Below are 14,420 nucleotides of genomic sequence, written 5' to 3'. Positions count from 1 at the left end.
AAAAATGTTACTTATTTCATTGTATGTTTCATGGATGTTAGTTATTTTATAGCTAGTAACACAAATCCAATATTACGTTACTTATTTCTGTTATGAACAAAAAAGATCGAATTGGTAAATACATTAAGTGTTCTCTTGGCGGAGAAACTTACAATGCTTATCTACCTCAACCTCTTCCTCCTACACCTCCGCTAGAAATCAATAAGTTTTATTCATTGTTGGATCAGGCTGCTACATCGCTTGGACGTTTAGACGGCATGAGTATGATTCTACCCAACCCCTCTCTTTTTCTTTACATGTATGTCCGTAAAGAAGCAGTCTTATCTTCTCAAATAGAAGGTACTCAATCTTCTCTATCTGACCTTCTCTTATTTGAAAACCAGGAAATTCCTGGCGTCCCAATTGATGATGTTACTGAGGTGTCTTGTTATGTCGCGGCAATGAATTATGGATTAGAGAGACTAAAAGAATTCCCTTTATCTTTGCGTCTTATCCGGGAGATTCATCAAAAACTTATGGCACATGGAAGAGGAAGTACCAAACTCCCTGGAGAATTTAGGACCTCACAGAATTGGATCGGTGGATCGCGGCCAGGTAATGCGTTGTTTGTTCCACCACCTCCAGAATATCTTATGGATACCTTAGGGCAATTTGAGCGTTTTCTCCACGATGAGCCCATTAATTTACCAGCCCTTGTCAAAGCCGCACTAGCGCATGTCCAATTCGAAACTATTCATCCATTCTTAGATGGTAATGGGCGACTCGGGCGGCTACTAATTACTTTTATTCTCTGTCATGAAGGAATCCTGCAGCAACCACTTCTCTATTTGAGTCTTTATTTTAAAGTTAATCGCACAGCTTACTATGAGCATCTGCAAAGAGTCCGTGAAACGGGAGAGTGGGAAGATTGGATCGTATTTTTCTTGAAAGGTGTCATTGAAACTGCAAATCAAGCAACGGCTACCGCTCAAGCAATTATCAAGATTTTTAACAAAGATAGAGCAACTATCGAAGAATCACACAAATCTACGGCTACTATCTTGATGATTTATTCTTATCTACAACAACATCCAATTACGACGACAACTGCCATTAAGCAAGCATGTAATCTTTCCCTTCCAACAGTAATACGCTCTCTAACTTCTTTGGAAGGTATGGGAATCGTGAAAGAAGTAACAGGAAAAGAGCGCCATAAAATATTTGTTTATAGTGAATATCTGGAAGTCCTGAATAAAGGAACTGAACCCTATTCGCGTCTATATTAAAAGCTATACGAGATATCAAATAGAGAGCTTTCTATAAAACCAAAACTTCAGACTTTCTTATAACTTTTTGAAACTTCTTCTCAGCCACTGAAAGCTCAGAAGAGGTAATTCTGTTTAATCATAGTTCGCCTTCCGCACATAAAGGCGAACTAGGCACAGATCAATCCTCTACTTTAGATCCATGATAATCCTCTCAGTTCTTGCATTGCTCAAGGTTTCAGGCTAAGGATGAATTACATAAAATACGAACTATAGTCGCAAGTTTTTTTAAAGCGCGAACTTTTCAAGGAAATGATAATTCATGGCCTATCAATATGTCAGGGATCCTTTACGGGCCGAAGAAGCTGATCGCCTCTCTCATGCTTGTCAAACGCCTCAAGAAAAATTGATCATCTGGACACTCCTTGATACGGGCCTGCGCGTCTCGGAGCTTTGCAGCTTAACGCCGCAAAATATCCTCTGGCAACAGAAATCAATTCGCATTGCTGGTAAAGGAGGGCCTTATGGGAAGCAATCCAAAAAGAGAGTCGTTCCTATGTCACGGCGCGTCCAAGCCTTATTGGAGCCCTATTTTTCGATCCATGACAAATGGTTTGTGGGGCCGCGCCAGGTGCAGAAGATTGTTAAACATGTGGCGAATCGAGCGAAACTGACCCAAACTGTCACGCCGCATGTACTCCGCCATACATTTGCCACGTTGGCTCTCCAAAAAGGTATCTCCTTAGCCGCCGTCCAAAAAGCTCTAGGCCATGACCGTTTAACCACAACCGCCATTTACCTGAATCTGACAGATGAGCATGTGGTCGAGGAATTTGAGCGGAAATGGTAACCCTAGCTATGCTTTTATCGAAGAAAAGGCAAAATTCTAAATCGAACTTAAGGTTAAGATTGAGTCATAATAAAAAGAGTGATACTTATAAATAAAACAAAATCAACTTTTAAGTAAATTGTATAATAAAAACTGTTATCTAAAATATAGCCCCTCATATTTTATTGCATTATTTTAAAGTTTTCTTCGAAAGGGCAAAAAATCACCATTTTTGCCTCTTGTAATTTTCTTAACAAAAGATTAAAACCTCTTTCAAATACATTTGTGCTCGGTTGCCAGCCTCTATGATTCGTCGTCATGGAGGCTTTGTTGTGAGGTCGGTTTATGTTCAGTTTTCGTAAAATTGTTAATGTTTTGGTCTTGGTCGCTTATGTGAGAATGATCTTAGTGTCCTCCTTTGCAGTGGACGCGGAGTTCCAGAGAGCTAATACTGTCCTCAAATTATCGGTTGACCGGGGTGTCAATGAGCAGGGGGAAGTAACAGCATTAAATGTGCGGCAGATAACGCAGGATCGTAACACCGGTATTATTAAAGAGAAAGAAACAACTCAAATCGACTTTACCAGTCTTGCCTTCCCTCACTACGTGCAACCGACTTGGCTGAGTGATCAGGAGATCGGCTGGTTCAGCTGGACTATCGCCGGCTTGGGCGAGATTAAGATCGATTCCAGCGGGAATGTTCTGTTAGACGGTCTAAGGTATGACAATACCGATACCATTATTAAGATTAAAACAGAGAGCCTCATTATTCTTGCGAATTGTCATATTCATAACCTTCACATTAGCGGCCACGGCGGTGTGCTGTTGGGAGGAAATCAGCTAACGAACTTTAAAGCTAAGACCGATACAGATAGTGGCTTAGTGATTCAGGGAGCGGAAGGTAGCTCCTTAAGAAATTTACTTTTAAAGCGGGGTCGGTTAGATAATCATGCACGTCTGCACCTCCAGGCGGGCGGACACTGGGATCTCCAGGGGAATAAATTTAATAACTTAAAGCATTTCACCGTTGACGGAACTGAGGGACCCAGCTCTATTGTTAATGCAAGCGTGGTTACCAACCGTGGCACCATTGACGGCGGCCATCTTTCTGTACAAGCTCAAGACTATGTCAATTTAGGATCTTCTAACTTAGACACGGCAACCCTAGCCGTGACGGGTAATATTGCCAATGCGATCTCCGCCACGCTGCACACCCGAAAAAAGGGCACTTATACTTTTGGCGGCTACTTCGCGAACGATGGAACCCTCAGCAGTGACAGCGAATATGAGATAAAAGGCAGAACGGCCGATACCTCAGCTCAGCTTGTTAATCGAGGGCAGATGCAAGCGGAGCAGGGCAATCTCCATCATCTCAGTCTGATCAATCATGGTAGTCTCACTCATCAACGCAGTCTCATTCACGCGGTGAATCTAGAAAATCAAGGACAGTGTCAGCTGCGACAGCTTTTGGCTCATTCGTCACTAGTCTCCCTGACGAATGCCGGCTCTCTCACAGCATCGGGAACCTTAACGATTGATCAGGGACAAAATACAGGGGACCTCGATTTATCTGCGCTAACTTTGACCCTTCTAGGTCAATTTACCAATCAGGCTAATATGTGGGTCTCTCGTCTTCAAGGAAACGGAGCTTTTATTCATGAGGGCCATCTCCATAAAGAGAAAACCAATGGGGTGACTCAAATTGATATCCAGCGCTTTGAGATGCGGGATCGCGGAGAAAACGGCGCCACCATTCAAGCTCGCCAGTTGGTATTGGGCAAGGATCTGCGTCACTTCACCATGGCAGATAAAAGCCAGATCCTCGTAACCCACTTTTTCACGCCGTCCACTCAGTCCTCTGCGGCACTCTTAGTTTTACGCGGGGTGGTGCAGTGCGAAGCTATGGTTGTCCGAGGAGGGGCAGTCGTTCACACCGGGGTGATGCGGTGTGAGCAGTTTTTCCAGCAAGGCGGAGAGTTTATTTTTGATGGTCAAGCGGCCCATTTAGGACATGTAGATATTGGAGCCCAATCAATCTTTATCAACAAACGCCACCTTACCTTGCATACCTTAATTATTGATGGCCAAAAGCTGCAAAATGATGGAGTCCTTAGTTTTAGTCCTCAGCCCCCGCAGCAGGGGCGGAAACCCAGAGCAGCAATTTCAGGCACTGGGCTGCTTGAAAACCGCGGCACGCTGATAACTCCTGAGAATAAAAAATTCGTTATCAATATACAGCGGCTGATAAATGGCGGCACGGCTGAAAAGCAGGCCGAGATCCAAGGCCAGCAGGTGGTGATCGGGGACAAGGTCGTCGAATTTACCAACGAAGCTCAGGGCAAAATCTCAGCCCTGGATATTCTTCTCAAAGCCTGTCGCGTCCCGTCTCCTACTCCGATTCGCAATCTCGGTGTCTGGGAAAGCCAGACCGTAACCTCCTTAGGCCGGACCCTAGATAATCAGGGTCAGTTTGAGGCGGAGACTCTTACCCTCAACAGAGGGGCTCAGGTGATCAATAGGCAAGGGGCCGAGCTTGACGTGGGCTTACTTTTCTTACCGGCAGGCGTCTTAAACAATAGCGGCGTAGCGCGCGTGCAGGCTCTAGATATAGACTCCTTGGCACTGACGTCCTGGATCGATAATCTTGGCCGCTTGGAATTGAGCCAAACCTTAGATTTACCGGCGCGAGAGATTAATGGCCGGGCCCTCGTTCGGATCCTTGACAATACAGGCGTGTTTAAGGCGCACGGCAAACTGATGTATGATTACTCCTATCGCTCTCTCAATAAGTTCCTTTATCCAGATTCTTTGCTGTCGTTTTCCGACCCTCAGCTCTCTGCACCTTCGTATTTCTTAACGGGTCAAGTTGAGGCAGAGGCCCTGGAGCTTTCGCGCTTGCCGCTAAATGATCTCTATTTAGATCACTTAGCAAGCACCCATCAGATTGCCGCTCTTACGCAGTGGAATATTGCTCTCTTAGTAAATGAGAACCGAATCGCTTTAAAAAATGTGATCCAAGGCAATTATGATCTGTCCAGGTTAGGGGAGCTCAACTTTTTAGGATATCCCCTTTATACAGATATCGTTTTTTTAAATGAGATCTTAACCCAAAGGGTCACCTTCAGTAATGTCCGCAATCTTTCTATTTTACGCCTTTTACGGGCACACCAAGGCCATATCTTAGTTCACAATACCCTCGGAGTCTACCTCGGTGCAAGCAATGACCAGATGGGAAAACTCCAAGCTGATCAGGGGAGAGTCGATCTTCGTGTTAACAATATCATTGATGGTAAGTATGGCTCCATTCAGGCTCACCAGAAGATTAGATTAGAATCGTTGCAAGGGAGAATTGAATTAGGGGACAAGATCTTTGTGCCAGCTGCGGAAGTTGCCAGCCGCGTCCAAAGTAATCCGTATCTCCATTTAGGAGCCGGATTCAATTCCAACTCGTCTCATCCTAGTAATTCGTTTCATAAATGGTGGGGCTTTTACTTAAGTAATGGCAGCCAATTTACTTCTCAAACGGCCCATATCAAACTAAAAGCGCACCAAGGTGTTCAGGCTGCTTTCTGCTCTTTCCTGGCTCCCCAAGGGTTGAAAAGTAGGGCTCCTAACCTAGATTTTCTCGACGTTAATTTCTTCCTGTTTGGCGATAGCTCGTTTAGAGCTCAGACTTTAACTTATCATCGCACCCCCAACCAAGCCTTAGAGGTAGATAGCGGACGCTATGGAAATTACAGCAATTTCAACGCGGTGACTCAGGTCACCCATGTTCCTAAGCTCTTCCTACTGGGAAATTTAAATCTCCAGTGTCCTTCTGTCCAATTTCTCGGGGTTGATGCCTTAATCTCAGGGGCTTTAAGGTGGCAAGGAGAACATATTACCGATTTAGAACGGGCCCGCACTGTCTTAACTCTGTCGGCTTATGAGCACTATAATACGGCCTTCGATACGACCTGGCATAAGTACGTCTACTCTCAACGAGGCACTTCAGGCGGTAATCTCGCTTTAGGCGAAAATTTATCTGTAAATATGGCTGGCGAGCTTACTGTGAATGGGGGCTCGGTCACAGCCCAGCAGATAACGGCAAATTTGTCGTCCGCTCATCTGCGCGCCCTTACTGGCGCTTTTCAACGGGCCCAGAGCCAACCCACCTCTCTAACAACGGTGGCTGAAGGTTTAGCGCCAGGAACCTCGTTAATTCATCACCACCCCCAAGGTCACCTCACACTCGGAACGGGGCAGGCAGGTGGCATTAATCGCCCGGCCAATGTCGCTTATCTTGACCCTCAGACCGGTCAGCTAACCTTAAATATCCCGCTCAATCTTCCCTTTCACCTGGATCCGACCTTGGAGACCTTGGCGACGATGAGCCTTTCGCAGCAGATGACCGGTCGCATTTATGATAATCAAGGCAATAGTGGTGCTGCTCTTTATCAAGCGGGTGCTCAGGCCGGAGCCCAGTTGGGATCGTTAGGCATTAAGCTCACGCCGCAGTTTCTTGAAACCGTTAATACCTTTCTCATCTTCTACCAAGCGGTTAATCGCCAGGGCCGACTGTCTTTAGAATCCTACGCTTATGTGCCGCAAACCACGCAAGCGGATCGTACTCAGCATTCAGGCTCTGTACAAAGCCGAACCATGGATTTGACAATCGAGCGGCAAACCATGGAAGGGGGGGTGATCGCTGTGACTGATGCTGAGGCTAAAATGAATCTCAATTTTGGCCAGCAGGAAACCCGAGCCGCCCACATCCCTGGCATTGGTACGGTCAGGGCCCAAGAACTTAATGAAAGCGGCTCTATTCAAAAAACCTTGCGTCAAGAGTCAACCTTAGCAGGGTTAGACACAACGGCCCCTCAAGGCGATGTAACCTTACAAGCGCAAGCCGCGGTGACCCTGACTGATAGTACGGCTCATGCCGGCAAGACAGCTCATGTCGCTGTCAAAGGAAAGCTGACAGCAGCCTCAAGCACGGTGACCAGTGAGCGCGGACCGACGCTGATCCAAGCTCAAGAGCTGGATGCCTACACTTTAATTGAGACCATTTATACGCACCAAGGCTATTACCAACGTGGTCAACGCCAAACCACTCTGGGTAGCCAGTTCAGTGACCTCTTCATTCAAGTTGAAGAAGATGTGACGGCTTTAGCGATACGGCTGTACGGCAAATCGGTGACTATGAACAATGGCGGTAATCGCCGTTTAGGGGCTGTTCCGCTCTTTGCCCAATCTGTTATTCCCATCAAGAAAGGCGAGAAAAAGGTAGATCGGTGCACCCATGCTAGATTTATTGCTGAGAATACGCGCTTAGATCCCGAAGCTGAGGTCTCGCCCGATTCTCCTGCCGTTGTCCTGGGAATGCCGCTGTTATGCCCTGACCGCGACACAGCCCAGGTGTGCCGTTATTATGAGGTCGCTGTTTCCGGTGACAATAATGAGTGTGGCTTCAATTGTCTTGATATTAGCCGGGCCAAAGCGGTGGAGTTACTGTTAAGTCGCAAAAATGATGCAGCGGCTCGGGCAATTGTAGCTCCAGAAATTGTTGAGGCTTTCCTTCAAGGAAGATTGGATCAGAGTGCGGCCTTCCGCAATCGCAACGATTTTCAAGCATTAAAACAACAAAGCGAGTTACGCAAAAAGCTAGAGCAGGAAGTGGGTACGCGCATCAATGAAGAACTCGGTCGCCCAAAAGATGATACTTGGCGTGAGACCTATCATCATATTCTAAGTTTAGGCTTCCAAGACGCTTATCCGGACTTTATCCGTCAAGCTCAGGCCTATTTATCCTTTGATGCGGATCTCCAAGCTTTTGCCCGCCAACCGGATATCTATAAATTGTATATTCAGCTCTATGCGCCCCAGCCATTTGGTCAGCCTAATAAGATGCTTGAAGTCTTGGATGATCAAAAGGATGCCACGTTAGGACGCTATAAAGTTAGCACGTCGGTCTTCAACCTACTGGCTCGCTTACTGAATAAGAAATTGCGGGTGATTAAGAAAACCGCTGACGGCCTGTTCCAGATAGATCATGAAGATGACTTTGACGGCGAGCCAGTCACCCTGCTTCACACCTTAGCCGGAACAAAGGGCGGATGGGCATTAAAATTGCCCTTAGAGAATGCGTCACAATCGGCTCTAGATAGTGATGCAGGCTTGAACCACTATAACATATTATTGCCTGAGGCCGAGGCTCAAGAGTTTATCGCTTTCTTAGACCGGCCGTCGAAAGCGGGCACAATTGAAATTCAATCCGAAGGGCATGCCTTGGATCAAGGAGTAAAGATTTACCCAGGCAAAGCCGCCTATTTAAGAGGTCGTCTCTCTTTAACGGTGCATGAAGTCTACGACTGGCAGGACGAGGTTACCAATCAGAAGAAAAAGAAAAAAGGAGTAAAGAGAGTTACGGGCCGTAAACGTAAAATACGTACAAGGCATTACAATCAGCAAGCCCAAGTTTCGGAAGTTCGCCCTAACACCGGAACAGGCTATCTTGAAACGGTTTACTTGGGCAGTGAAGGGCCCACCACGTCCGTTGGCACCACTGTTCACGCCATTAAGACCATTGTCGAGAGTAAGCAAAGTCTGATCCGCCTTTTAACAGCCCTCAATGTCAACTTTGTAGAGGTAAGCAAAGAATCCAAAGATGCGATTTGGAAATGCCAGTCAAAAACCTTTGAGTATGATGAGGAGCGGCTGCCCTGCCAATTCCACTTCCCTGAAGGGGGTGGCGTGGAGTTCCGAACTCCAGAAGGAATTGTTGTTGAAATGGTCACCGAGAAGCATTCACGCGCCGACGGTGATGTTGATAAGGGTCGTCCGCGCGAGTGGAAACGCCTCAAAGATTACAGCAATAAGCCCGGCTATGAATGGCTCAAACTTCTCGATGAACGCGATGATGTCACCCGAGTCTGGGTGGATGAACGCCACGACTCCGGCCGTTTTGCCCATCAAGAGATGAGCAAAGCTGCAAAGATTGTGGTCTCCTTGATTGCGAATTATTTTATTCCGGGTCTGGGGGGACTTCTAGGTGTGGCACTCAAGACCTTTGCCGCCTCCTTTGTTGTGAATGCGGTTAACCAACGCGGTCACCTGGATCGGGCTGCCAAAGACACCTTTAACAAGCAAGGGATGAAACAGTTCTATAAGAACCTGATCCGCTATAGCATTTTGGGAGATGGGAGCACGAGTGGGTCTCAAGGCATCCAAGCCAGTAGCTGCCTTGAGGAATTTAGCCAAAGGTTGGTCAATAATTTAGCCCCCACTTTAGTGGATTTTATGGCCGATGGTCTGATTGATAAAGACTGGGATCTGAAAAAAGCAGGCATTAACTGGGTAGCTAATACAGCGACCGAACAGGGCCTGAGCAAGATTGGCGGCTGGCGCAAGGGGACGTTGACGGATAATCAAAATCAAATTCTGAACTTTATTGCTCATAAAGCTATGCATGCAGCAGTCGCAGCGGCCAAAGCGGCAGCAGTGGGGAAAGCCAATCATCTTAAGGGTAAAGAATTGCGGGACTCCGTCATGGGGGCGATGAGTGGGGCTGTGGCGGCCGAGAGCATGAGTGAATTGTTGATGCTGGTCTATGCGCCGAGAATTGAGCAAAAGCTGAAAGAGTCAGGATTAGAGGAGGGCAGTGAGGCGTATATCCAAATGCAAAAAGAGCTTAAGGATGAAGCCTTTAAACAAATCAAGCTCTTCTCGCAAATGACAGCTGTCATGGTGACTCAAGGGCTAGGGTTTGATATCCAGGAAGCGGTAAATGCCTCAGAAATGGCATTGATGTATAATAGCAGCCAAGTGTTTGAAGGAGTTCTGCAGAGTAACGACCCTGAGGACCTATTTGCCGCCATGGTCGAGGCTCAATTAGAAGAAGAGGCTGTTGAGGACGCAAACCTTGATGACCCGGGGTATTTTAGCGATGGGGATGAAAAAGATACGCCGCTCAACCAGTTTCTTCAAGGTCAAAAGAAGAAGGTAAACCAAGGACTAGAGGCCTTAGATAAAACTGCGTATGGGAAGAAATTGCTTAACTTTGGCCGTAGGACGAAAGCTCGCTTGCATAAGATGGCCGAGCACCAAGCCCCTTATGATGCTCCTTACGCTGACTTTGAACACTCTCGAATTGCCCAATTTGAGCAAGAAAGAGGGGGGATTCAATTTAGCAGTCTTTCACAAGCCGACCAAGCAAACTTAAGAAAGGAGTGGGTGGAAGAGTATTGTGCTTTAAGTTCTCATGGATTCTTCAATGGTTTAGACCACCTCATGGATAAGGGGGTAAAATATGGCGGGCATAAAATTGGAAAAGGCGTAGCCCGGCAAATGCGGGATTTAGGGTTTAAGAAAGCGACCGCTCAAGATACCGGTAAAGGTGTTGAAACCCTAATTAGGGGGGCAGGAATGGTGGTTGGAGCGATTATCAACCCACTGGGCAAAGTAGGGATAGTGGGTAAGGTTGAGAAATTGGCCGAGATGGCCAAGAGTTCCAACAGAGCAACAAAAGCCAGCAGAACTCTGGAGGGGCTAGATTTAGCAAAACCAAAAGGAGTTACTCTCACCCTAGAATTTAAGGAAGGGATGAATTTACGAGATTTTAATAGAAAGGTGAAAGCCTTGCAAGATTTAGCAGAACGTGGCAAACTTTTTAAGGCTTCAAATCCTGTTCAACGAAATCCTCGAGTGACAGCTGCTTATCGAGCTCGTATAAAAAAGCAAGCTGAGAAGCAATGGAAGGTTTCGGATCCTCAAAAATATAATAAGATTAAGGAAAAAATAGCAAATAAACAAGCTGACCATATGCATGATCTGCAAGTGAAAGGCTTAGATCATGCTTCAAATTTATGTTTACTGGATGCGAATGTTAACCAATTACTGGGCTATCAATTATGGCAACAACTAAGGAAACTGCCGAATAATACTCCTATTAGCAATATTATTATTAAGGAGGTCAAAAAGTGAGTTTTATGGAAAAGATTAATTACTTAAAATTAATATATCTAGATTTATCAGATGAGGTAGAAGCCCAAATTCTTTTATCAGAAGGTGGATGTTCAGAATATTTTCTTGAAGAATTAACACAGAATTTCTTGCCGCTACCTCTCTCATATTTAGAATTTTTACGCTCTAATGATGGAATCGGATTGGATTGGATAACTCTTTATGGTTCTTCCTCATCTATATTCCCTAGCTTGTTTAGTATTCTCAATTTGTGGAAAGAGTCACATAATTTGGATTTCTTAGAGCTGCAGTATTGTCCGATAGGGGAAGATAGTGGGTCAAATGTTTACTGTATTAATAAAGATGGTGCAATAGTCATGTTTGATTCTGAAATTTATGAGGAGCAAGAACCATGCTTAGTATCAAACTCATTTGAAACTTTTATAGATGAGTGTGTTTTAGGAAAAAGATATCCAGAATTTTCATTTACGGAAGACAATGAATTCTATGATTTCTTGGTTAAACAAGGATGGGCCTAACCTTAAATACGAAAAATTCACAGACAATATAATATAAGGTTATCTATAGGAGATTTATTAAATCTCCATGGCACGACAATATGGAGGAGAGCTAGTTCAGAGGGTAAATGAGATCTACAAGAATAATCCTCAAGCTCGTAAGAATGCTTTAGTAAAGCTAAGAGGATGTGATACGGATCCTATTATTGATCTGCAGCTAGGAAGACAAATTACCCCATAGTTACCAAAAGGTAAGGAAACGCGTGTTACTAAAATAAATGTTAAGGAAAATTAACTATGCAAATGGATAAAATTTTCAGGAAAATAAATAAAGTAGTTAATTCAGGAATTTTAATTAAAGGGATATACTTTCTACCTAATAACGGAGCCACTGAGGAAGAAATAAAGTTAACAAATAAAACACTACCTCATTCTTTATCTTTAGAATATCAACAATTTTTAAAGTATTGGAATGGTATTAATTTAGATATCATACGCTTATTTGGCTGCGGTAATGTAGAGCCTCCTCTCTCTAATCTTCTAGAAAACCAATTTGATTATAACAATAAAGGTTTAGTAATTATTGGTTCTGATCCTGCGGGGTTTCTATATGCAGAGAACAAAGATGGAGAAATTTTATCCATAGATACTGATGGGGGCGAATTTCATACAGTGGCTGATAATTTTACTGATTTTATATGTGATTATCTTTTTGGTGTACATGCCCATGAATTTGCAGGTGAAGACTGGTTAAACGAATTAAAAGACCATCAACTAATTTAGTCCAATACGAACCTTTTCGCCAATATGGGCGTCAACAATTGCGGATATGTCTAGGCTTCTCTTTGAGAAAGCCACATTTAATACTCATCTTGTCTTTACTTGAAATAACATGACATGGGGCACCTGATCCTGAACTTTATAAGAGAGTTAAGAAACTGATAGACAAGGCACATATGGATCATATGCATGAGCTACAAGTATCGGGATTGGATCAGTTATCCAATTTAAATATATTACAAACAAATCAAGCTCTTCTCCCAAATGACAGCTGTGATGACAGCCCAAGGGTTAGGGTTTGATATCCAGGAAGCAGTAAATGCTGCGGAAATGGCCTTGAGGTATAACAGCAGCCAAGTGTTTGAAGGAATTCTGCAGAGTAACGACCCTGATGACCTATTTGCCACCATGTTTAAGGATCAATTAGGAGAAGAGGAAAAAGCTTTATCAGATCAGCGCTCCTCTGCAAGGGCCTCCAAAAGCCGTTCTAAAGGTAAAGAAAAAGCAGTAGATGAGAAGGATTACGAGGATATTGAGGCGACCGGCTCATTCATAACAGAGAACATTGATACGCAGATTGCGGATAAGGTTAACTTTCAGGATTTGATGTGGCGCATTGCTGAAGAAGAACCGCGCGGCCGGAGTCGGACACGCGAGCTTCGCTCCTGTTCTTCCCAAGGAAACAGCCCACCCAGAGACCAAAAGGCAAGCTTTGAGAAGTTTAGACGTATGATGGTTGACACGCGTGATACTCTTTACGAAGGGAAGGCTCGTTTTAGAAACGGTGAAAGGAATATAGAGACCTTTCTAAAAGCTCATGGTGCCGATTGGTTAAATACTTTCGGATATATGGCAAAGGCTGCGGACTTTGTCAGCGGAGGAAATCTTTCAAAAGCAGGAGAACTGATGGGTCAAGCTTCTCAGTCCGCAAACACGAGCATCCGGCGAGGGCTACGGGATCTCACTGGAAATGCTACGTTTGCTCAAGAAACGGCTGACTATATAATGTTAGCTGCTGAGATGGTCACGCCAGGCACCGCGGCAAAGGCTATGAAAGTAGGAGGTGCTAGCAAAGTGGCTAGGTGGGCAGGAATGGTAGACTCTACTGCAGCCACCAGTACTTTTGAAGCTTTAGATCTGGCAAGTATTTCTCGAAAAACCGCGATCCATAGAAACTCTCTGAGTTATGTCGGGCAAACTCACGTCTATGTAATTCGTGATGCATCTGGTAAGATCCTAAAGTATGGTGAAAGTGCAATGGGGAAGAATAGTTTAGGCCAATCAATCAGGGCAGAAGCTCAGGCAAAAAAATTAAAGCGACAACATCCAGGTCAAGAGTATTATACTGAAATCATTAAGGAGTTTGATACTAAAATGGCTGCTAGGTTAAGTGAAGCTAACTATATCCGGATTCATCGTAAAGTATTTGGACCAGATAGCTTACCCTTAAACAAGAATAATCGTTAAGGAGTAAAAATGATTCAATCTGTCATCCCACCGAGTGGAATAAGTATTGGGGGAGCTGTGGCTATGGTTGTAGGGCGCTTTGTAAGAAAAGGACCGCAAAGGATAACAGAGCTTAAGCCTATCTTTCATTATATGTATGATAATAGATATTTTAAGGATCAGAAATTTGCCGTTATTTATCTTTTTTACAGATATGGCATTAAAACTGAACTTATTCCACAGTATGACCGCATACATTCAAAATATAAAGATCTTACAATATACGTAGAGCTCGACACTTTAATTTTAGACTGGGCGGACAAGAATAATCCTGAGCTATTAAAGGAAATCTATCTTATTGCTGCCTGTGAAGCTGTTTTACATGTACTGCGGAAGTATAAGCTGCCAACAGAACCAGTGGAGAAGATTCGCTCTAAACTTGGGGAGATTCCATTAACCATCGAAGACTGTGAGATCTGGGAGCAGAAGATACCGTTAACACCGGAAGCAATCCTAGGATATACGCCTGCTCCCTGGCCGTAAACTTCATTTACAGCGGGTTTTTATCAGTGATAACTCAAGACATCTAATTTGATTTACCTCTAACTCATGATAATAACAGATCTGCTAGATTAAATGAAGCTAGCTATATCCGGATTCATC

The 14,420-nt window shown here is 44.5% G+C and carries 8 protein-coding genes; all 8 read left to right on the top strand.

What is annotated here, in order from left to right; translation table 11 throughout:
* The first annotated feature begins 92 nt into the window (after positions 1-92).
* Complete coding sequence (locus HMO_RS0112075; protein WP_010304019.1) at positions 93-1,265, top strand: Fic family protein; 1,173 nt, start codon at positions 93-95, stop codon at positions 1,263-1,265.
* Positions 1,266-1,566: 301 nt separating this feature from the next.
* A complete protein-coding gene (locus tag HMO_RS0112070; protein WP_010304018.1) occupies positions 1,567-2,094 on the top strand; it encodes a tyrosine-type recombinase/integrase in 528 nt (175 codons plus the stop codon).
* Positions 2,095-2,418: 324 nt separating this feature from the next.
* On the top strand, positions 2,419-11,034 hold the full coding sequence (locus HMO_RS0112065; RefSeq protein WP_010304017.1) for a hypothetical protein: 8,616 nt from the start codon (positions 2,419-2,421) through the stop codon (positions 11,032-11,034).
* A gap of 5 nt (positions 11,035-11,039) precedes the next feature.
* Positions 11,040-11,552 carry an SMI1/KNR4 family protein gene (locus HMO_RS0112060; protein WP_139016889.1) on the top strand — a complete coding sequence of 171 codons (513 nt, stop codon included), beginning with the start codon at positions 11,040-11,042 and terminating at the stop codon, positions 11,550-11,552.
* A gap of 67 nt (positions 11,553-11,619) precedes the next feature.
* Complete coding sequence (locus HMO_RS17125) at positions 11,620-11,772, top strand: hypothetical protein (protein WP_010304015.1); 153 nt, start codon at positions 11,620-11,622, stop codon at positions 11,770-11,772.
* A gap of 56 nt (positions 11,773-11,828) precedes the next feature.
* Complete coding sequence (locus HMO_RS0112050) at positions 11,829-12,314, top strand: SMI1/KNR4 family protein (protein ID WP_010304014.1); 486 nt, start codon at positions 11,829-11,831, stop codon at positions 12,312-12,314.
* A 261-nt stretch (positions 12,315-12,575) separates the two neighbouring features.
* A complete protein-coding gene (locus HMO_RS0112045) occupies positions 12,576-13,778 on the top strand; it encodes a hypothetical protein (protein ID WP_029449072.1) in 1,203 nt (400 codons plus the stop codon).
* A 9-nt stretch (positions 13,779-13,787) separates the two neighbouring features.
* Positions 13,788-14,300, top strand: coding sequence for an Imm39 family immunity protein (locus HMO_RS0112040; RefSeq protein ID WP_010304012.1), 513 nt, complete (start codon positions 13,788-13,790; stop codon positions 14,298-14,300).
* Positions 14,301-14,420: the final 120 nt, after the last annotated feature.

The organism is Candidatus Odyssella thessalonicensis L13, assembly GCF_000190415.1.
GTDB classification, from domain to species: Bacteria; Pseudomonadota; Alphaproteobacteria; order Paracaedibacterales; family Paracaedibacteraceae; genus Paracaedibacter; species Paracaedibacter thessalonicensis.
This window is presented reverse-complemented; position numbering and strand designations above follow the sequence as displayed.